We start from the raw sequence: 19,823 nt of genomic DNA, 5'->3' as shown, positions 1-19,823 counted from the left end.
CGTCGCGCGCGCCCCGCCGGCCGGCTCGCCGTCACTGCCCGGTGTAGAGGAGGAGGTTGGGCGAACCCGCCTGCGGGTCCTCGACCACGTCCGGCGTCGCGGCGTCGGTGAGGGCCGCCGCGATCTCCTCGGGAGTGGCCTCGGGGCTCTCGGCCAGGAGGAGGGCGGCGGCGCCCGCGACGTGGGGTGAGGCCATCGACGTCCCGCTGATGGTGTTGGTGGCGTCCTCCCCGTCGATCCAGGCCGAGGTGATGTCGACGCCGGGGGCGAACAGGTCGAGGCACTCCCCCCAGTTGGAGAAGTAGGCGCGGCCGTCCTCGGCGTCGGTGGCCCCGACCGTCACGGCTTCCTCGACCCGGGCCGGTGAGGTCCCGCAGGCGTCGGTGTTGGAGTTGCCCCCGGCCACGACGTAGGTGACGCCGGCGGCCACGGAGTTGGCGACGGCCTCGTCGATGGCGGTGGCCCCGGCGCTACCCAGGCTCATGTTGGCCACGGCGGGCGTCTCGGCGTTCTCGGTGACCCAGTCGATGCCCGCGATCACGCCGGAGCTCGTGCCGGAGCCGTCGCATCCGAGCACGCGCACCGAGTAGAGGTCGACGCCCTTGGCCACCCCGTACTCCTCGCCGCCGATGGTTCCCGCGACGTGGGTGCCGTGGCCGTTGCAGTCCTCGCCCTCCTGGCCGTCGTCGACCGCGTCGAACCCGAGTTGGGCTCGGCCACCGAAGTCGACGTGCCCGTGGTTGATGCCGGTGTCGAGGACGTAGACGGACACCCCCTCCGCGGTCGACTGGTACTCGTAGGCCTCGTCGAGGGGGAGTTCCCGCTGGTCGATGCGGTCCAGGCCCCAGGTGGGGCCCTCCTGGACATCGGTGAGCCGAACCCGCTGGTCCTGCTCGACGAGCGCGACACCGGGTTCGGCGGCCAGCAGCGGCGCCTCGGCGTCGTCCAGGCTGACGGCGAACCCGCGCAGCGCCGTCCGGTAGGTCATCTCCACGGAGCCGCCGAACTTGGCGGCCAGATCACCGGCGGTTCCCACGACGTCCTGGGCGGAGACCGTGTCGTCCAGGACCACGATGTACCGGCCGGGCACCGCGTCGGGGTTCTCGGTGCCCAGCACGTCCCCGCGTGGGCCTTCCGTCGCGAGTGCCGTTCCTGGCAGGGCCGCGACGAGCGCCACCGCCCCCAGGAACGCCACCGCCCTGGACCATGAGTCGTTCATTGCCACTCCTCCCCGTCGATCCGTCAGGAAATTTCCAACAGGACCGACTATTCGTAAGGGAAAGATTGACATTCGACCGGCTGGTTGCGGAATGCCTTCGCGTTCGTCGGGCGGGGCTGTACCCCTTCGAATGAGGGGTCTCACCCGTTCGGCCAAGGAACCGTTCACGAGTGGTGGCGGGGACTGCTCCAACCGGAGCACGGTCTCCACAGCGGAGCGGGGTTCGTGGGTCGCGGAAGCACCACCCCCGGACTTGGCACCCTCCTCGCCAGGAGGCAGGATCATCGGCCGTGGACACGCTCGACAGCCGCCAGGTGTACGCGAACCCGTGGATGAGCATCCGAGAGGACACCATCCGGCGCCAAGACGGTTCGGTCGGGATCTACGGGGTCATCGACAAGCCACCGTTCGCGCTGGTGATCCCGGAGGACGGGGAACGGTTGTTCCTCGTGGAGCAGTTCCGCTACCCACTGGGTCGGCGGTGCTGGGAGTTCCCGCAGGGCACCGCCCCGGACCAACTGGAACTCCCGCCGAGGGAACTGGCCGAACGCGAACTCCGCGAGGAGACCGGCCTGCGGGCGGGTCGGCTGACCGAACTCGGCACGCTCGACCTCGCGCCGGGGCTGAGCAGCCAGCGCGGCGCGGTCTTCCTGGCCACCGAACTCACCATCGGCGTGCACCAGCGGGAACACGAGGAGCAGGACATGCGTGCCGCCTGGTTCACCCACGAGCGGTTCCGGGAGATGGTGGCCACCGGCGAGATCACCGACGCCCAGTCCATCGCCGCGTACTCCCTGCTCCTGCTGCACCGGGCGGGCGTCGGCGTCGCTGACTGACCGACGCCCGCACCCGTTCAGGTCTCGTCGAGCACGGACTCCAGGAAGGTCCTGGTGCGCTCCTGCTTGGGGTCGTCGAAGATCTCGGCCGGCGGAGCCGCCTCGATGATCTTCCCCTGGTCGAACATGAGCACCCGGTGGGAGACGTCCCGGGCGAACTTCATCGCGTGGGTGACGCAGAGCATGGTGATGTCACTGCTCTTCGCGATGTCGCGCAGCACGTCGAGCACCTCGGCGGCCAGCTCGGGGTCCAGCGCCGAGGTGACCTCGTCGAGCAGCAGGATGTCCGGGTCCATGGCCAGCGCCCTGGCGATCGCTACCCGCTGCTGCTGACCACCGGAGAGCTGCGACGGGTACGCCCGGAGCTTGTCACCGAGCCCCACCATGTCGAGCAGTTCCTTCGCCCGCTCCTCCGCCTCGTCCTGCGAGCGGCCGAGGACGTGCACCGGGGCCTCGGTGACGTTGCGCAGGACCCGCATGTTCGGGAACAGGTTGTACTGCTGGAACACCATCGTGATCCGACCTCGGACCTTGCGGACGTGCTGCTCCCCGGCCTTGACCAGCTCGCCGTTCCGCTCCTCGTGGTAGAGGTAGTCCTCCCCCACCCTGATGGTGCCGGAGTCTGGCTTGGTCAGCGTCATGAGCATCCGAAGGATGGTGGTCTTCCCCGAACCGCTCGGCCCGATCAGCGTCACCCGCTCCCCGGACCCGACCGAGAACGACAGGTCGTCGAGGACGACGTTCTTCCCGAAGCGCTTGCTGATCTGGTCGAAGACGATGAACCCGTCGTCGGTGGTCGCTTTCTCCCCCGGCGAGCCGGCCGCCGCGGCGCTGGGCTCGGTCATGTCGAATCCTCTCGGTCTCACGAAGAACGGTGGGGTGGGGCTGGCGGCGGATCAGGCCGCGCGGACGGTGCCGAAACGGCGCTCGAAGATGCGGGCGATCCACGACATCACCAGGGCGGTCGCCAGGTAGAGGATGCCGGCGACGGTGATGGGTTCCGGGTAGCGGAAGGTCTCCGACCCGATGCCCTGGGCGGTGGTCAGCATCTCCGGGAGCGTGATGACGATGAGCTGCGGGGTGTCCTTGAACATCGCGATCACGTAGTTGCCCAGCGCCGGCGCCGAACGCGGGATCGCCTGCGGCAGGATCACGCTCGTCCAGGTGCGGCGAGCCGGCAGGTTCAGCGCCTTCGCCGCCTCCCACTGCCCCTGGGGCACCCCCTCGATGCCAGCCCGGTAGACCTCCGAGATGTAGGTGGCGTAGTGCACGCCCAGTCCGATGGCACCGGTCATCAGGGTGGAGAGGTGCACGTCGAACTGCGGCAGCACGTAGAAGAGGAAGAACAGCTGCACGAGCAGCGGCGTGGACCGGATGAACTCCACGACCAGCCCCACCGGAGCGGAGACCCAGACCAGCCGGCTGCGCCGCAGCAGGGCGAAGACCAGGCCGAGCACCAGTGCGATCAGGTAGCCGACGACGGTCGCCTGGAGCGCGATGACCAGCCCGTCGAGCAGCCGGGGGAAGGAGTCCCAGAAGATCTGCCAGTCCCAGTTCATGCGGAGGCCTCCGTCCTGCGGAAGATGCGGGCGATCATGCCCGGCGGCACGGTCCGGCCAAGCGAGGCGGCGGCACGCCGTTCGAGGAGCCGCATGAGCGTGGTGAAGACCAGGGCGATCAGGCCGTAGGCGACCAGGAGCAGACCGAAGGTGCCAGCGGTGTTACCGGTGGAGGCCCGCACCAGCTGCGCACCGAAGGTGAGGTCGGACAGGAAGACGACCGAGACCAGCGCGGTGGCCTTGAGCAGCTCGATGAGGTTGTTGCTGAAGGAGGGGATCATCGCCACGACCGCCTGCGGGAGGATGACCTTGCGCATCCGCTGCCACGGCGTGAAGTTGAGCGCGATCGCCGCCTCGATCTGCCCCTGCGGTACCGCCCGCACCGCCCCGCGCACCACCTCGGCGCCGTAGGCACCGATGTTGAGCGAGAGCGCGAGGACACCGGCGAACAGCGGCGCCAACTGGACCCCGAAGACCGTCGGGAGCACGAAGATCAACCAGAACAGCACCACCAGTGCCGAGAGCCCCCGGAAAGCCTCGGTGTAGGCGAATCCCATTCCCCGCAACAGTTCGTTCCCGCTGAGCCGGGCCAACCCGGCCGCGAAGGCGAACACCAGTCCCAGTATCGCCCCGAATATCGTGAGCTGAAGGGTGACAAGCAACCCTTCGAACATGTAGTTCCAGAGACCCGCGGACATCTGCGCGAACTCCTTCTCGTCAGGACACCGGCGCGCTGCACAGTTCGTCGGCGGTCAGATCAGTCATCTCTGCCTCGGTGAAACCGAACGGCTCGACGATTTCCAGCAGTTCTCCCGAGCTCTTCATGTCGGCGAGTTCGCGGTTGAAGTCGTTGACGATGTTCCCCTGGTCCTGCCGGAAGCCGAAAGCGCCGGCGCCGTGCTGCTCCACCCCGTCGACGACGGCGACGAACGGAGGCCCGAGTTCCAGCGGGGTGCCGGGGCGGGCCTCCAGCGCAGAGCGCAGCGAGAGGCCGGTGAGCAGGAAGGCGTCCGCTCGACCCGCCAGGACGCCGTCGAAACCGGAGGGCTGGTCCGGGAACACCACGATGCGGCTGTCCGGCACCCCGATGTCCCGGGCGATGCCCTGCTCGACGCCGCCGACGATGACCCCGATCACCGCGTCGTCGCGCCGCACGAAGTCCTCGACCGTGCCCAGCCCCTTGGGATTTCCCTCGGGCAGCAGCAGGTTGTAGGGGGCGTTGTAGTCCGGGTTCGTGAAGCGGATCTGCTCGCAGCGCGCCGGGGTGATGTACATGCCGGCGGCGATCACGTCGAACAGGCCCGCGTTGAGACCGGGGATCAGCGAGCTGAAGTCGGCGAGCTTCGGGACGAACTCCTCGACCCCGAGCCGGCGGAAGATGGTCTTCCCGACCTCGGAGGCCTGGCCGGTGAGGTTCCCCTCGCTGTCGATGTAGGCGAAGGGCCGCTCGTTGGCGAATCCCATGCGGACGTTGCCTCGGCTCCGGAGCTCGTCGAGCAGGCTCCCGCCCTCCGTGGTGGCCTCGAGATCCACTCGACTGCAACCGGTCGCGAGTCCCGTGCCGAGTCCGACCACCAGCAATCCGCCTGCCGCACCCCGGAGGAAGTTTCGTCGGTTGACGTTCGCAGCAGACACAGCGGGCCGCTCCCTACTTGGTAACAGGTGACGCCGGGTTCCCGATTACCCGGGTGACCCGGCGCTCCGAACCTAGGCCGCGTCATCCCCCCGGTCAAAGACGACCGTTCACACGGTCAGGCGACGTTATCGGAACGAGATTCACGATTCACCCCGCGAGCGACAAAGATCGCCACGGGAAAAACTCTGCGTTACCAGCAGATTCACCCATTCGGCTGACATCGTGCGAACGTTGTGCTATATGGGTCTCGTTTTGATTACGATCGGCCGCGCACGCGAGGACTGCGCACCGAAGGAGAACGACCACGTTTCGTGAGCGGCGCCGCGTTCCCCGCCAGGGAAACAGACCGGACGCGATCAGGAAACGATCCGGCAATGCATGCGGGAAGAATACGTGTGGAACGCCGCGCGGATGGGTACTCGCGTCGGGTGCGTCCCGCTCCCCCAGGCGCTCCCGCCCGACGGCGGGAGCGGACACGACATCCCACTCCCGGGGCGAGGCCACGGGCCCGCCGAGAGGTACCGCCGGGCTCTCCGAGGGCGGTCGTCTCGCGTCGATCGACGCGCCTGGTCGGTTGGTGCCTCGGGGGATGGCGGATGGCGGATGCCTCGCGGATCGGGTCCGCCAGCCGCCCGGGCACGTGAGGACAGCGCCCGGGGCCGTGTCCAACGCGCCGAGGGCTCGAGCGCCGTCACCTCGCCACGGCCCGGTCAACGGCGGCGGCCACCGCACGAGCACGTGACCGTCCGCCACCGGCACCCGGACACGGCCGTGGGCCTCGGGACGCCCGCCGAACCCGGAGGATCACTGGACCGGGCACCAACGCATGCCGAACCGACGGGCGACGCGGCGAGGGGGTGGAGCGACCGTCGAACGACGACGGGCCGGGCCTGGGCGGAGACTCCCGGGAGCAGCGTGGGCCACGCCGTGCGAGCTGCCCGCGCACCGCCGGGACCGAACGCCCACCGACCCAGCCGGTCGCCGCCGACCGAGCGCACCTCGACACACGGGGCCTCGCCCCGCGCCACCGCCCCGGGATGGTCGGGCCCGAGGCCTCGCCCGCCCCGGGCCCGCCAGGACCGTCGGCGCGACCGCGGTCGCCGCCGGGGTGCTCGTTCCGGTCATCCTGGGAGCGTCACGGCACCGGGAGTTCGCCCGGCCAAGTCCGCTCCGGCCAAGCACGTCCCCACCCGCACCCACGAGAACGGTTCAACTCCGCCACGAACCGCCTGACCCGCATCACCAGAGCCCGCGAGAACGTGAGAAGTGGGGCCACGCGCCGACCGAGCGCGTGCTGGAGGCCGCGGCCCGGGCGACCCTCGGGCTGAGGGGCGCCACGCCGGCCCTCACCGGCGCCCAGACGCCCCGCCCGGCTCCCGGCGGGGCCCGGACCGGAGGCACCGGTCCGACCCCGGAGAATGCCGCTCAGCGCTGCGGGGGCTCCGACACCCGCTCGACGTCCGCGCCGAGCCCACGCAGGTTCTCGACGAACCTCGGGTAGCCCCGGTCGATGTGGAACACGTCCCACACCTCCGTGACGCCCTCCGAGCACAGCCCGGCCAGCACGAGACCGGCGCCCGCCCGGATGTCGGACGCCCACACCGGCGCGCTCGACAACCGCTCCACGCCCCTGATCACGGCGTGGTGGCCATCCGTCCTGGCATCGGCCCCCAACCGGACCATCTCGTCGATGAAGCGGAACCGGGCCTCGAAGACGTTCTCGGTGATCATCGACGTGCCGTCGGCGACCGCGGCCAGCACCACCGCGAACGGCTGGAGGTCGGTGGCGAACCCCGGGTAGGGCAACGTCACGAAGTCCACCGCCGAGGGCCGTCCGGACATGACGACCCGGAACTCCTCGTCCCCGACGGTGACCTCCGCGCCGGCCATCCGCAGCTTCTCCAGCACGAGGTCCAGGTGGTGCGGGTCGACGCCGCGCACGGTGATGTCCCCCCGCGTGGCCCCGGCGGCAAGCGCCCAGGTCGCGCCCACGATGCGGTCGCCGATCACCCGGTGCTGGGTCGGCTGGAGCGCCGTGACGCCGTGCACGGTGAGGGTCGACGTGCCCGCCCCCTCGATCTTCGCCCCCATCTGCTGGAGCATCGCGCAGAGATCGATGATCTCGGGCTCCCGGGCCGCGTTGTCGATCACCGTGGTGCCGTCCGCCAACACGGCCGCCATCAGGATGTTCTCCGTGGCGCCCACGCTGGGGAAGTCCAGCCAGATCTGCGCGCCGTGCAACCCCTCCGCCTCGGCCACAACGCACCCGTGTTCGATCTCGCTGCGCGCGCCCAGCTTCCGGAGCCCCGCCTGGTGCATGTCCAGCGGCCGCGAGCCGATCGCGTCCCCACCGGGCAACGCGACCACGGCCCGGCGGCACCGGCCCACCAGCGGCCCCAGCACGCACACCGAGGCGCGGAGCTTGCTCATCGACGCGAAGTCGGCACGGTGGTCCGGCTGGGCGGGCGTCGTGATGCGCACCGTCCCGCCGTCGATGGTCACCTCGCACCCGAGATTCCGCAGGACATCGCCCATCAACGGGACGTCCAGGATCTCGGGGCAGTTGGTGATGGTGGTGGTTCCCTCGGCCAGCAGTGCGGCCGCCATCAGTTTCAGGACGCTGTTCTTGGCGCCGACCACGTCGACGGTTCCCACCAACCGCGCGCCACCACGAACCCGGAAGTGCTCACTCACGGCCAGCCAGCGTAATGGTCGACTCCTCGGCCGTCCGCGACGGCCACCGGACGTGGCGGGTCCGACCGTGCGACGCTGGCCAGACGGGCGACGCCTCCGTAGGCTGCCCGACATGTCGGTGCACCTGAACAGGATCTACACCAGGACCGGTGACGACGGCATGAGCCGTCTCGGCGACTCGAGCCAGGTGCGCAAGACGGACCCGAGGCTCGTGGCCTACGCCGACGTCGACGAGGCCAACGCGGCGATCGGGACCGCCCTGGCACTCGGCGCTCCCCCCGAGGACGTCACCGAGGTGCTCCGCACGATCCAGAACGACCTCTTCGACGTCGGAGCGGACCTGTGCACCCCGATCGTGCCCGACCCCAGGTACCCGCCGCTGCGCGTCACCCAGGCCGCCGTCGACCGCCTGGAGGGGTGGTGCGACGACTTCAACGCACGGCTCGGCAAGCTCGACTCGTTCATCCTGCCCGGCGGGACGCCGGCGGCCGCGCTGCTGCACACCGCCCGGACGGTGACCCGCCGGGCCGAGCGGGCGGTGTGGGCGCTGCTGGAGACCGACCCGGAACGCTGCAACATCCTCACCGCCCGCTACCTGAACCGGTTGTCCGACCTCCTGTTCATCCTCGCCCGGGTCTGCAACCCCGACGGGGACGTGCTGTGGAAGCCCGGCAGCGGCCAGGCCTGAGGACAGCGGCGAAGGAGCGGCGGCATCGGCTCCCTGGGCCCGAACTCCTCCCCCGCCGTGGGCGGGTCACGGCACGGCGGGCCGGCACCGCCAGCGGTCGCGCGACCGCCCGCCCCGAGGAACCCGACGCGCGGGGCGCGAGCTGACCGCGCCGAGGGCGGTACGGGAGGCGATCACCGGCCGCCGGAACGCGCCCTCGCGAGGAGGCCGGGACGGGTGACGTCACCGAGATCGCTCGGGGCGCGGCACCCGACCAGGGACGGCGGCGCGCTCCTCGACCGCGGTCCCAGCGACGCGGCCGCACCCACTCCGACACGGCGGGCGGCGGCGCGCTGGTACATCCCACGGGAGTAACGCACACCGGGCGGTGCGGGGCTCAGGACGCCCAGGGCACCGAACGGCCGGGAGGGGACGACTCCAACCACGACAGGAACCCGGTCAACGCATCCGGCCCCATCGCCAGCTCGACCTCGAGGTCCCCCTCGGCCCCGGTGCAGTGCAGGACCGTGGAACCCGGTGGCATGGCGTAGGCCTCCGGCGCCGTCGGGGAGCGGCGGCTGGCGATCTCCAGGCCGGTCCGCCGCAACACCCGGTCCGGCCCGGAGCGGAGGCTCAACACGCGGTACCAGCGGAAGTCACCGCCCCGGTAGTGTCCGACACCCAGGTGCCAGCCCCGGGGCGTGTCATCCACGCGCGACCGCAGGGCCACGTCGACCCCACCGATCCGGCGCAACAGCCGGATCCGCCGGGTGATCAGGACTGCCAGGACCACCACGGCCACGAACAGGCCCACCCCGATGGTCTCGATCACCCACACGGCTCGGCCCGCCCGTATCTCGGCTTCTCAGACAGCCTGCCCGGCCGCTCGGAGCTTGCCCCGGGCTTTCGCCCGGATCACCGAGTCCTCGCTCTCCGCCTCGAGCTTCGCCTGCTCGATGTCGATCTCGTGGGAGAGCTGGGCGTCCTCGGCGAGCACGCTCACCCGGTCCCCGGTCACGGACAGGAACCCGCCGTGCACCGCCGCGTTGATCCGCTCCCCGTCGGTGGTGGTCACGCGGAACACACCACCCTCGACGAGCTGACCGAGCAGCGGCTCGTGCCGGGGCAGGATGCCGATCTCCCCCTCGGTCGTCTCGGCCACCACGGAGGTCGCCGTCCCGGACCAGAGGCGACGCTCGACAGCGACGAGTTCGACGGTCATCTCGGCCACGCGCATCTCCTTCATCGGCTGGTTGCGTGCAGTCTAGACAACGGGACAGGCAACCTCCGCCGCCCTCCCGGTGTCCTGACCCGATGTACCCACTGACAGGAGACGGGAGCCGCCGGTGAACCGGCAGGACCGGGAGTTCCACGGCTTCGTCGTCCACGGATCGCGCGCCCTGCCGCGCACCGCGTACCTGCTCACCGGCGGGGACGCCCCCGGCTGCCGAGGACCCGCTCCAGGACGTCCTCGCCCGGACGTACCCGAGGTGGCGGTCCGTCGCCGGTTCCCCTGGGGCCCACGCGCGGGCGACGCTGGCCAACGCCACGGCCAACCGCTGGCGCCACCTCTCCCGACGGGGGGCCGGGAGACGCCGTGGGAGGACAGGGGCGACGGGGGCGAACATGGACCAGAACCCGAGCTGGTCCGGCCCGACGAGGTCACGCGCGCGGGCCACGCTGCCGCCCCGACAGCGGGCGGTGATCGTGCTCCGCTTCTCCGAGGACCTGACGGAAGAACGGACCGCCACGGCCCTCTGGGCCTCCAGGGGCACGGTCACGGAGCCAGACCGCGCGGGCACTCGCCCGGCTGCGCGCCGTCCCGCACCAGGCAGGGGACGACCAAGGCGCGAAGGGCCGCCCTCTCCCCCACTCCCCCCTGCCCGCCGGGGAGAACGCCCCCGCGTCCCGGTCGGAGGAGACACCCCTTGGCCGTTGGGGAACCGCGGCGGGTACTGGCCCCCGCCGGCTCCGACCGCACACTCCCACCCGGCTTCGGGACGGGGCCGGGTCGCGGAGGCTGGCCAGAGGAACGCCGCCAGCTCCACCGCCGGCAGCCCGACCGTGCCAGTCACGAGGTTGAGGCGACGGCGTCGCCGGTAGCCACGGCCCTGGGCGAGGGTCGCGTCGGCCACGATCCTGGTGGCCCCCGGTACGGGCACCCGGCAGCGGGTGACCTCGCCGGAGCGCACGACCTCCTCCGAGGTGCTGGAGGGGTGACGGGAGTGGGTTCCCCACTTCGTGGAACCTGCGGCAGGGCCGGACGGAAGACATCCCCGGCGCCCCCAGGTGCCGTGGCGGGCACCACACCTGGCGGAACGGTGGCCGTGATCGGCCAACGCGTGCTCCTACCAGCGAACGGGTCGTCACGGGCGAGGACCAGGTGAGCACCCTGGTCGGCCTGGTCGGACCGGACGCGGAGACCGGCGAGCTCCGCGTCCTCGGCGAGGATCTCGGCCACCGCGTTCCCGGTACCCAGCAGATCACCCCCTCGGGGTTCCTGATCGGCGAGGACGACCGCACCCCGCTCGTCACCGACCTTCGGCCGAGCCCGAGCCGCACGTCTCGACCCGCCGGTGGTGGACCGAGGACGCCCGGGGCGAGCGGGACTGGCGTGAGCTGGACGTCCAGGGCGCGGTGGCGGTCACCGAACTGCCCGAAGACGTGGACAGCGAGGCCGTCCAGGTCGCCACCCCCGATCCGGGGGTCGAGGTGATTCCGGAGGACGGCGAGCCCGTCGTCGTGCCCCTCGCCGGCTGACCGCCCGGAGCGGGGCGCGACCCGACGTGTCCACGCCACTCCCGCCGGCGCGGCGTGGACACCGTCCGGCCGGCCGGGGACACCGGGCCGTCGACGACCGCTGGCCCAGCTGCCCCGTTCCCTCCCCAGCGACCAGAACCCCGGCGCCGGGCCCGTCGAACACCTCCCCTCGCAACCACCGGGACCGGCACGGTGTCAGGTCGGGTGACAGTGCTCCGCCAACCACCGAGGTGGTCCGTGACAGGAAAGAACAAGGACTGGGACACGGAGTTCACCGACTTCGTCGTCCACCGTTCCCCGGCGCTCCTCAGAACGGCCTACCTGCTGGCCGGCGGGGACCCGGAGGCCGCACGGGACCTGCTCCAGGACGTGCTGGAGCGCATGTACCCCCGCTGGCCCCGCATCACCGGCTCCCCCGAGGCCTACGCCAGGGGCGCGCTGGCCAACACCGCCGCCAACCGCTGGCGCCGGCTGTCCCGCCGGGTGCGGGAGACACCGCTGGCACCAGGCCAGCTCGCTCCCGCGGTGGACGGGCCGGAGGAGGCCGTCGTCACGGCCGACCAGATCGCACCGCTGCTCGCCAGCCTGCCACCGAGGATGCGAGCCGTCATCGTGCTGCGGTTCTTCGACGACCTCAGCGAGCGGCAGGTGGCCGAGGTGCTCGGCTGCGGGATCGGCACGGTGAAGAGCCAGACCTCGCGCGGGCTCGCGCGGATGCGCGAAGCCCTGCGACCGGACGGGCCAGGAGCGGCCCGGTTGACCACCACTCCAGCGGGAGGACAGCGATGATCGACGAGGACTCGCTCCGGGAGGCCATGCGGGAGACCACTGACGGGCTCCGACCGCCGACCCGGTTGGCCGAGGAGGTCATCGGGGGCGCGCGTGCCCGCCGGCGCCGGCGGCGGCGGACCGGCGTCACGGCTGTCGCCCTGGCAGCGGCCCTCGTCGTGACCGGCGGAGCCCTGACGACGATGAACCTCACCACCACCGAGGTGCTGGGCGGCGAGGGTGCCCCCGCCGTCGCGAGGAGCTGGTTCGACGTGCCCACCCGGGGCGACCTCGCCGACGACCGGGACTTCGTCGGGCGAGCGAGCACGACCTGGCGGGATGAACTGCCGCTCTTCCTGGGCATCAGGGCGGGCCTCGACGAGGGTGGTCGCGGCGACCCCCACCTGGTGGCCGCGACCACCACCCCGTCCGGCCCGGCCGCGATCTTCGTCCAGCGCCATGCCCCCCCGGGCGACGACGAGAGCTACGACATGCTGGGCCTGGTCGCACAGTCGCCGGAGGACGGCGAGCTGCACCTGCTCTCCGTGGGCCGCGACGAGGGCAAGGGCCAGCTGTACCTGTTCGGCGAGGACGACCGCACCCTGATCGGCCTGCCCGGCCCCGAACCGCTGCACCTCTCCACGGGGCCCGACATCGACGGGAGCACCGGTGAGGTCACCCGCCAGTGGGAGGAACTGGTCGCCGAGGACGGCCTCATCCTGCGGCAGCTGCCAGCGGACAGCCATGCGCACGACGTCGTCGCCGCGACGGAGGTTCCGGACACCCTGATACCCGAGGAACTCGAGCGCCGGCCCCCACTGGCGGTGCTCACCTCCGAGAGCAGGGCGGCCGCGCTCGATCCGGGCGCGGCGCAGCACTTCCTCCGGCCCCGTTCGCTGGACTCGAACTGGAACGAGAGCCTCACCTTCTTCTACCTACCGGTCGCCAGCCGACCCGCCCTGACCTACCAGGAACGGCTGGCCGAGGAGGAAGCCCTGGACAGCCCGGACAACTGGCGGTGCGAGACCGGTGAGAACGGCGGGGAAAGCTGTGAGCGGATCACGGCAGCGCCCAGCCACCCCGACAGCGAGCGCGAGCTGGACCTGATGGACAGGACCCAACGCGCGCTCCGGGACTCCGGCCGCGCGGACCTGATCAACCACCACAGCGGGGGCGTCTTCGGCAGCTTCCTCGTCATCGTGCGCATGACCGACGGCAGGATCGCCACCATCGGCGAGCAGTGGAACCGCGTCCAGCACGGCGAGGCGCACGCCGTCGTGTTCACCGACGACAACCTCACCGAGGTCGACGACTTCGCCTACGGCGGCCCGACCCGGCCCGACGACCCGGTGCAGCTCTCCGTCCGGCTCCCGGACGACGAGGGCTGGGTCGTGCTCTCCTACCAGGCCGAGCTGAGGTACCGCACCACCCCGGACGGTCCGTGGCAGGCGGTGGAGTCCGACCGCGGAGCGGCCCTGCTGCCGGCGGAGGCCGTGCAGGTCGAGGTCAGCCGCGAGGGCGGGACGGACGTGGTCGAGCTCGTCCGCTGAGGGCGGTGGTCCCCCTTGGTCGCCGCTCCCGCCCTGGTCGCCTGGGCGGCGGCGCGAACCCATCGCCGCGGCAGGCCCCGCCCGTGCCCTGCCAGGGCAGGGTGACGGCGAACGGCCGGGTGGAGCCAAGGGCGGCGCGCGACAGGACGCCCGCGCCGTCCGCGACACCCACCCGGAGGTCCGGCCCTGCCGGAAGACACGTCGGGGCCGGACCTCCGTGGTGGAGGTCCGGCCCCGAACGTCGCGCCGTGTCCGGCGCGGGACGACGCGGCGGCGCCGTCCCCACCGATCACTTGCCGGTGAGCTTCTTGTACGCCTTCTCCAGGTCCTCCAGACCACCGATGGAGAGGAACGCCTGCTCCGGGTAGTGGTCGAAGTCGCCCTTGGTCAGCCGGTCGAAGGCCTCGATGGTCTCCTTGACCGGGACGAACGAGCCCTCCTCGCCGGTGAACTTCTGCGCGACAAAGAAGTTCTGCGACAGGTACCGCTCGATCCGCCGGGCCCGGCTCACCGTGAGCTTGTCCTCCTCGGACAGCTCGTCCATGCCGAGGATGGCGATGATGTCCTGGAGCTCCTTGTACTTCTGGAGGATCCGCTTGACCTCCTGGGCCACCCGGTAGTGCTCCTGCCCCACGACCGAGGCGTCCAGGATCGTGGAGCTGGAGGTCAGCGGGTCCACCGCCGGGTAGATGCCCTTCTGGGAGATCGCCCGGGAGAGCTCGGTGGTGGCGTCCAGGTGCGCGAAGGTGGTCGCCGGCGCGGGGTCGGTGTAGTCGTCCGCCGGCACGTAGATCGCCTGGAGCGAGGTGATGGACCGGCCCTTGGTGGAGGTGATCCGCTCCTGGAGCTCACCCATCTCGTCGGCCAGCGTCGGCTGGTAACCCACGGCGGAGGGCATCCGGCCCAGCAGGGTCGACACCTCCTGACCGGCCTGCGTGAACCGGAAGATGTTGTCGATGAACAGCAGCACGTCCTGGTTCTGGACGTCCCGGAAGTACTCCGCCATCGTCAGCGCCGACAGCGCCACCCGCATACGGGTGCCGGGCGGCTCGTCCATCTGACCGAACACCAGCGCGGTGTCGGGGAGGACGCCCATCTCCTCCATCTCGACCCAGAGGTCGTTGCCCTCACGGGTCCGCTCGCCGACGCCGGCGAACACCGAGGTCCCGGAGAACTCTCGGGCGATACGGGTGATCATCTCCTGGATGAGCACCGTCTTGCCCACACCGGCGCCACCGAACAGGCCGATCTTGCCGCCCTTGACGTACGGGGTCAGCAGGTCGATGACCTTGATGCCCGTCTCCAGGACCTCGGTCCGACCCTCCAGCTGGTCGAAGGCCGGGGCCTTGCGGTGGATCTCCCAGCGCTCCGCGTCCGAGGCGTGCCCCGGCTTGTCCAGGCAGTCGCCCAGGGCGTTGAACACGTGGCCCTTGACCGAGTCGCCGACCGGCACCGAGATGCCGGCGCCCGAGTCGGTGACCTTGGCGCCCCGGACCAGGCCCTGGGTGGGCTGCATGGAGATGGTCCGCACCGAGTTGTCACCCAGGTGCTGCGCGACCTCCAGGGTCAGCGTCTTCTCCATGCCCTCGGCCGTGATCTCCACCTTGAGGGCGTTGTAGAGGTCGGGCACCTCGCCACGCGGGAACTCGACGTCCACGACCGGGCCGAGAACCTGGACAACGCGGCCGGCCCCAACCGCGGTGCTGGTGGCAGTTGCAGTCATGTCACTCACTTCCTGCGGACGAGAGCGCCTCGACACCGCCGACGATCTCGCTGATTTCCTGGGTGATCTGCGCCTGGCGGGCCTGGTTGGCCTGGCGACTGAGGTTCTGGATGATCTCGTCGGCGTTGTCCGTCGCGGACTTCATCGCGTTCCGGCGGGCCGCCAGCTCGGCCGCCGAGGCGTCGAGCAGACCGGCGTACAACCGGGAGTTGATGTACTTCGGCAACAACGCCGCCAGCAGCGCCTCCGCGTCCGGCTCGAACTCGTAGTTCGGCGTGGGCGCGGCCTCGGTCGGCTCGTCGGTGTACTCGACCTCCAGCGGAGCGACCCGGCGGGCCACCGGCCGCTGCGTGAGCATCGAGACGAACTCGGTGTGCACCATGTGCAGCTCGTCGATGCCGAGCACGCCGTCGGCGCCGGGCTCGTCACCCTCGTCGTCGGCACCGGCCAGGAAGGCCCGCACCAGGGTCTCGGCGACATCAGCGGCGTCGGTGTACCCGGGCCGCTGGCTGAAACCCGTCCAGCTCCGCTCGATGTGCCGCTGGCGGAAGCGGTAGTAGCTCACGCCCTTGCGGCCGACCACGTACAGCACCGGGGTCTTGCCCTGCTCGCGCAGCAGCGTCTGGAGCTCCTCCGCCGCCTTGATCACGTTGGCGTTGTAGCCGCCGCAGAGCCCCTGGTCACTGGTCACGACCAGCACACCGACCCGCTTGGGCTCCTCACGCTCGACCAGCATGGGGTGGTCGAGCGAGGAGGACCCGGCGAGCGCGCTGAGCACGTTCGTGATCTCCTCGGCGTAGGGCCGGGAGGCCTCCACCCGCGCCTGCGCCCGGTTGATCCGCGAGGTCGCGATCAGCTCCATCGCCTTGGTGATCTTGCGGGTGGACTTGACCGAGCGGACCCGTTCGCGTAGTTCTCGAAGTTGGGCCATGTCATCGGCTCACTTCTTCGGAGCGGGACGGTTCACCTTGACCGTCTCCTGCCCGACCTTCTCGGCGTCCATCGCCTCGGCGGGGGCCTCGTTCGGGATCAGCGAGGAGCCGTCGGAGGTGACGAACTGCTTCTTGAACTCGTCGGTCACCGAGACGAGCCGCTCCGCGTTGTCGTCGCTGAGCACCTTGCTGTCCCGGATCTCGGTGAGGATGCCCTCGTGGGCGTGCCGCAGGTGGTCCAGCAGCTCGGACTCGAAGCGGCGCAGGTCGGCGACCGGCACGGCGTCGAAGTGGCCCCTGGTGCCGAGGTAGATCGAGACGACCTCCTCCTGCACCGGCACCGGCTGGCCCTGGCCCTGCTTGAGGATCTCGTAGAGCCGCGCGCCCCGCTCCAGCTGCGCCTTGGAGGCCGCGTCCAGGTCCGAGGCGAAGGCGGAGAACGCCTCCAGCTCCCGGTACTGGGCGAGGTCGAGCCGCAGCGTTCCGGAGACCGCCTTCATCGCCTTGATCTGGGCGGCGCCACCAACACGGGAGACGGAGATACCGACGTCCACCGCCGGCCGCTGGCCGGAGTTGAACAGGTCGGACTGGAGGAAGCACTGCCCGTCGGTGATGGAGATGACGTTGGTGGGGATGTAGGCCGAGACGTCGTTGGCCTTGGTCTCGATGATCGGCAGACCGGTCATCGAGCCGCCACCGAGCTCGTCCGACAGCTTCGCGCAACGCTCCAGCAGACGCGAGTGCAGGTAGAAGACGTCACCCGGGTAGGCCTCGCGGCCCGGCGGGCGGCGCAGCAGCAGCGAGATGGCCCGGTAGGCCTCCGCCTGCTTGGACAGGTCGTCGAAGATGATCAGGACGTGCTTGCCCTGGTACATCCAGTGCTGGCCGATGGCGGAACCCGCGTAGGGGGCCAGCCACTTCAGGCCGGGCGAGTCGGACGCGGTGGCGGCCACGATGGTCGTGTACTCCATCGCGCCGGCGTCCTCCAGCGACCGCTTCACCGAGGCGATCGTGGAGCCCTTCTGGCCGATGGCGACGTAGATGCAGCGGACCTGCTGCTTCGGGTCGCCGGTCTCCCAGTTGCCCTTCTGGTTGATGATGGTGTCCACGCAGACGGCGGTCTTGCCGGTCTTGCGGTCACCGATGACCAGCTGGCGCTGGCCCCGACCGATCGGGGTCATCGCGTCGATGGCCTTGATACCGGTCTGGAGCGGCTCGCGGACCTCCTGCCGCTGCACCACGGTGGCGGCCTGGAGCTCCAGCGCCCGCCGCTCCTCGGCGACGATCTCGCCGAGGCCGTCGATGGGCTCGCCCAGGGCGTTCACCACGCGGCCGAGGAAGCCATCGCCCACCGGCACCGACAGCACCTGGCCGGTGCGGCGGACCTGCTGGCCCTCCTCGATCTTCTCCGAGTCACCCAGGACGACGGCGCCGATCGACCTCTCGTTGAGGTTCATCGCGACGCCGTTGATGCCGCCGGGGAACTCCAGCAGCTCCTCCGTCATCACCGAAGGCAGGCCCTCGACATGGGCGATGCCGTCACCGGTGTCCGTGACGACGCCTACCTCTTCTCGGCTGACTTCGGGAGAGTAGCTGGAGACGTACTTCTCGATCGCACTGCGGATCTCGTCCGACGAGATCGTCAGCTCCGCCATGTCGTTCCTGCTCTCGGTCGTTCTCAAGCGGTGTTGGTCTTGGTTGCGCGGCTACTCGCGCGGGGCGCCGGCGCGCCTACCCCGCGAGCTGCCGCCGTAGTGCGGCCAACCGGCCCGCGGCGCTGCCGTCGATGATCTCGTCGCCGACCTGGATGACCAGGCCGCCGACCAGCGTCGGGTCCACCTCGGTGTGCACGGCGACTGGTCGGGAGTAGATCCGGCTGAGCAGCGCGGCCAGCCGTTCCTCCTGAGCGTCCGACAGCACGGTCGCGGAGCGAACGTGCGCCACGGAACGCTCCCGGCGCTTGGCGGCGGCTGCCGCCAACTCCTCCAGGCCCGCGACGGCCGTCCGGCCGCCCGGCTGGCTGACGAGCTGCTCCACCAGAGCCAGGGTCACCGGGTCACTCCGGTCGGTGAGCAACTGCCGGACCAGGGTCACCTTGCCCGCCGCCGACCCGGCCGGGTCGGACAGCAGCTGGTCGAGGTCGGGCTGGCTGGCGACGATCCGGCCGAGGCGGAACAGCTCGTCCTCGACGGTGTCCAGCCGACCGGCGCGCTCGGCGCTGATCAGCATGGCCTCCCAGCTCAGCCGGCTGACGCCCTCCACGAGTTCGCGAGGGCTCGACCAGCGGGCGGTCACCACGGTCGCGAGGACGTTCAGCGCCCGGGCGCCGATCTTGCGCCCGAGCACCTCCCGCACCAGCGACTCGCGGTGTGCCGGCTCACTGGCGGCGTCGGCGAGGGACCGGCGCAGCGAGGACTCCCGACCGAGCAGCCGGCTGACCGCTCCGAGGTCCTCGCCGACACCAGCCAGTTCCTCGCCGGTGACGCCGTCGAGTTCGGCGCGCAGCCGCTCGGCGGCGGCGGCGAAGGCGTCCCGACTCGCCGCGTGCAGTGTGGTCACGGTGGTCACGACGTCTCCACTCCCCTGTTCGGCACGATGGTCACCTGGTCACTTGCTCGCCGGAGCCGACACCGAGTCCAGCTCGTCCAGGAACCGGTCCACGGTTCCCCGACGACGGGCCTCGTCCTCCAGGGACTCGCCGATCACCCGGCTGGCCAGGTCGATCGACATGCGGCCCAGGTCGGCCCGGAGCTCGGCCACGATCTGGGCGCGCTGGGCGTCCAGCTGGGCCTGGCCCTGGGCGACGATGCGCGCGGACTCCTCCTGAGCCCTGGCCCGCATCTCCTCGATGATCTGGTCGCCCTCGGCACGAGCGTCGTCCCGGATGCGGGCCGCCTCGGCCCTGGCCTCGGCGAGCTGGGCCTGGTACTGCTCCAGCGTCTCCTTGGCCTCCTGCTGGGCCTTCTCGGCCCGGGCGATACCGCCCTCGATCTTGTCGGTTCGCTCGTCGAGCACGCGCTGGAAGATCGGGAGGACGAACTTCCAGAACAGCAGACCGACGAGAACGAAGCAGACCGCGGACCAGAAGATGTCGTACCCAGGCGGCAGCAGCGGATTCGGGTTGTCGCCCGCCGCCAGCACTGCGAATGTACTCACGATGGTCGCCTAACGGTCGGTTCGGATCAGCCCATGCCGCCGAAGAGGATGCCGGCGATGAGGCCCAGCAGACCCAGGACCTCGACGAAGGCGATACCCAGGATCATGGTGGTCCGCAGCTGACCGGCGATCTCCGGCTGACGCGCCATGCCCTCGACCGTCTTGCCGATCAGGATGCCCAGACCGATACCCGGGCCGAGAGTGGCCAGACCGTAGCCGACGGTCGCGATGTTGCCTTCGATCGCAGCGAGGATTTCCACTTCCGTGTCTTCCCTTTCATGTTGGCCTCCCGGCGTTCACCGGAAGGTCGTCTCTGGTGCTCG

General features: G+C 70.8%; 20 protein-coding genes. 6 read left to right on the top strand and 14 right to left on the bottom strand.

The window, feature by feature from the left end; all coding sequences use genetic code 11:
- Nucleotides 1–31 precede the first annotated feature (31 nt).
- Complete coding sequence (locus C1701_RS17745; RefSeq protein ID WP_026418611.1) at nucleotides 32–1,219, bottom strand: S8 family peptidase; 1,188 nt, start codon at nucleotides 1,217–1,219, stop codon at nucleotides 32–34.
- A gap of 290 nt (nucleotides 1,220–1,509) precedes the next feature.
- On the opposite strand from C1701_RS17745, the gene C1701_RS17740 reads away from it, so the two are divergent.
- Complete coding sequence (locus C1701_RS17740; RefSeq protein ID WP_026418612.1) at nucleotides 1,510–2,055, top strand: NUDIX domain-containing protein; 546 nt, start codon at nucleotides 1,510–1,512, stop codon at nucleotides 2,053–2,055.
- Between the two features lie 17 nt (nucleotides 2,056–2,072).
- Here C1701_RS17740 and ehuA read toward each other — a convergent pair whose 3' ends face one another.
- From ehuA to murA, 5 genes are all read right to left on the bottom strand, one after another.
- Complete coding sequence (ehuA, locus tag C1701_RS17735) at nucleotides 2,073–2,900, bottom strand: ectoine/hydroxyectoine ABC transporter ATP-binding protein EhuA (RefSeq protein ID WP_026418613.1); 828 nt, start codon at nucleotides 2,898–2,900, stop codon at nucleotides 2,073–2,075.
- Between the two features lie 51 nt (nucleotides 2,901–2,951).
- Nucleotides 2,952–3,614 (bottom strand): ectoine/hydroxyectoine ABC transporter permease subunit EhuD, encoded by a 663-nt coding sequence (ehuD, locus tag C1701_RS17730; RefSeq protein ID WP_026418614.1) that lies wholly within the window; start codon nucleotides 3,612–3,614, stop codon nucleotides 2,952–2,954.
- The gene (gene ehuC / locus C1701_RS17725) at nucleotides 3,611–4,312 is read right to left on the bottom strand and encodes an ectoine/hydroxyectoine ABC transporter permease subunit EhuC (RefSeq protein WP_103056287.1); all 702 of its coding nucleotides are present in this window, start codon (nucleotides 4,310–4,312) and stop codon (nucleotides 3,611–3,613) included. Before ehuC ends, ehuD begins: the two co-directional genes overlap by 4 nt.
- Nucleotides 4,313–4,331: 19 nt before the next feature.
- Nucleotides 4,332–5,249 carry an ectoine/hydroxyectoine ABC transporter substrate-binding protein EhuB gene (gene ehuB, locus C1701_RS17720; protein WP_026418616.1) on the bottom strand — a complete coding sequence of 306 codons (918 nt, stop codon included), beginning with the start codon at nucleotides 5,247–5,249 and terminating at the stop codon, nucleotides 4,332–4,334.
- 1,426 nt (nucleotides 5,250–6,675) lie between these two features.
- Nucleotides 6,676–7,944 carry a UDP-N-acetylglucosamine 1-carboxyvinyltransferase gene (gene murA, locus C1701_RS17715; protein ID WP_026418617.1) on the bottom strand — a complete coding sequence of 423 codons (1,269 nt, stop codon included), beginning with the start codon at nucleotides 7,942–7,944 and terminating at the stop codon, nucleotides 6,676–6,678.
- A 112-nt stretch (nucleotides 7,945–8,056) separates the two neighbouring features.
- Here murA and C1701_RS17710 point away from each other — a divergent pair, with 112 nt between their 5' ends.
- Entirely contained in the window at nucleotides 8,057–8,632 is a 576-nt protein-coding gene (locus C1701_RS17710) for a cob(I)yrinic acid a,c-diamide adenosyltransferase (RefSeq protein ID WP_026418618.1), read from the top strand.
- Nucleotides 8,633–9,008: 376 nt separating this feature from the next.
- Here the strand turns inward: C1701_RS17710 and C1701_RS17705 are convergent, their stop codons facing one another.
- Nucleotides 9,009–9,449, bottom strand: a complete 441-nt coding sequence (locus tag C1701_RS17705) for a DUF2550 domain-containing protein (RefSeq protein WP_026418619.1) — start codon at nucleotides 9,447–9,449, stop codon at nucleotides 9,009–9,011.
- A gap of 27 nt (nucleotides 9,450–9,476) precedes the next feature.
- On the bottom strand, nucleotides 9,477–9,842 hold the full coding sequence (locus C1701_RS17700) for a F0F1 ATP synthase subunit epsilon (RefSeq protein WP_026418620.1): 366 nt from the start codon (nucleotides 9,840–9,842) through the stop codon (nucleotides 9,477–9,479).
- A gap of 395 nt (nucleotides 9,843–10,237) precedes the next feature.
- Here C1701_RS17700 and C1701_RS28185 point away from each other — a divergent pair, with 395 nt between their 5' ends.
- The 4 genes from C1701_RS28185 to C1701_RS17685 all read left to right on the top strand — a co-directional run bounded on the left by C1701_RS28185 (nucleotide 10,238) and on the right by C1701_RS17685 (nucleotide 13,689).
- Nucleotides 10,238–10,714 (top strand): sigma factor-like helix-turn-helix DNA-binding protein, encoded by a 477-nt coding sequence (locus tag C1701_RS28185; protein ID WP_103056286.1) that lies wholly within the window; start codon nucleotides 10,238–10,240, stop codon nucleotides 10,712–10,714.
- 534 nt (nucleotides 10,715–11,248) lie between these two features.
- The gene (locus tag C1701_RS27665) at nucleotides 11,249–11,371 is read left to right on the top strand and encodes a hypothetical protein (RefSeq protein ID WP_337661798.1); all 123 of its coding nucleotides are present in this window, start codon (nucleotides 11,249–11,251) and stop codon (nucleotides 11,369–11,371) included.
- Nucleotides 11,372–11,608: 237 nt separating this feature from the next.
- Nucleotides 11,609–12,160: a SigE family RNA polymerase sigma factor gene (locus C1701_RS17690; protein WP_026418622.1), complete on the top strand. Its 552-nt coding sequence runs from the start codon at nucleotides 11,609–11,611 to the stop codon at nucleotides 12,158–12,160.
- Nucleotides 12,157–13,689 (top strand): hypothetical protein, encoded by a 1,533-nt coding sequence (locus tag C1701_RS17685; RefSeq protein WP_103056285.1) that lies wholly within the window; start codon nucleotides 12,157–12,159, stop codon nucleotides 13,687–13,689. Before C1701_RS17690 ends, C1701_RS17685 begins: the two co-directional genes overlap by 4 nt.
- Before the next feature lie 289 nt (nucleotides 13,690–13,978).
- Here the strand turns inward: C1701_RS17685 and atpD are convergent, their stop codons facing one another.
- From atpD to atpE, 6 genes are all read right to left on the bottom strand, one after another.
- Nucleotides 13,979–15,412, bottom strand: a complete 1,434-nt coding sequence (gene atpD, locus C1701_RS17680) for a F0F1 ATP synthase subunit beta (RefSeq protein ID WP_026418624.1) — start codon at nucleotides 15,410–15,412, stop codon at nucleotides 13,979–13,981.
- Between the two features lies 1 nt (nucleotide 15,413).
- Nucleotides 15,414–16,343 (bottom strand): F0F1 ATP synthase subunit gamma, encoded by a 930-nt coding sequence (locus tag C1701_RS17675; protein WP_026418625.1) that lies wholly within the window; start codon nucleotides 16,341–16,343, stop codon nucleotides 15,414–15,416.
- Nucleotides 16,344–16,352: 9 nt separating this feature from the next.
- Entirely contained in the window at nucleotides 16,353–17,999 is a 1,647-nt protein-coding gene (gene atpA / locus C1701_RS17670; RefSeq protein ID WP_026418626.1) for a F0F1 ATP synthase subunit alpha, read from the bottom strand.
- 76 nt (nucleotides 18,000–18,075) lie between these two features.
- The gene (locus tag C1701_RS17665; RefSeq protein WP_026418627.1) at nucleotides 18,076–18,912 is read right to left on the bottom strand and encodes a F0F1 ATP synthase subunit delta; all 837 of its coding nucleotides are present in this window, start codon (nucleotides 18,910–18,912) and stop codon (nucleotides 18,076–18,078) included.
- Nucleotides 18,913–18,951: 39 nt separating this feature from the next.
- The gene (locus tag C1701_RS17660; RefSeq protein WP_245588770.1) at nucleotides 18,952–19,500 is read right to left on the bottom strand and encodes a F0F1 ATP synthase subunit B; all 549 of its coding nucleotides are present in this window, start codon (nucleotides 19,498–19,500) and stop codon (nucleotides 18,952–18,954) included.
- A 26-nt stretch (nucleotides 19,501–19,526) separates the two neighbouring features.
- Entirely contained in the window at nucleotides 19,527–19,760 is a 234-nt protein-coding gene (gene atpE, locus C1701_RS17655) for an ATP synthase F0 subunit C (RefSeq protein ID WP_016696854.1), read from the bottom strand.
- Nucleotides 19,761–19,823: the final 63 nt, after the last annotated feature.

Source organism: Actinoalloteichus sp. AHMU CJ021 (assembly GCF_002895405.1).
In the GTDB taxonomy this organism is placed as follows: Bacteria; Actinomycetota; Actinomycetes; order Mycobacteriales; family Pseudonocardiaceae; genus Actinoalloteichus_B; species Actinoalloteichus_B caeruleus.
Note: the sequence above shows the minus strand (reverse complement) of the source record. Positions and strands in the feature narration are given on the sequence as shown.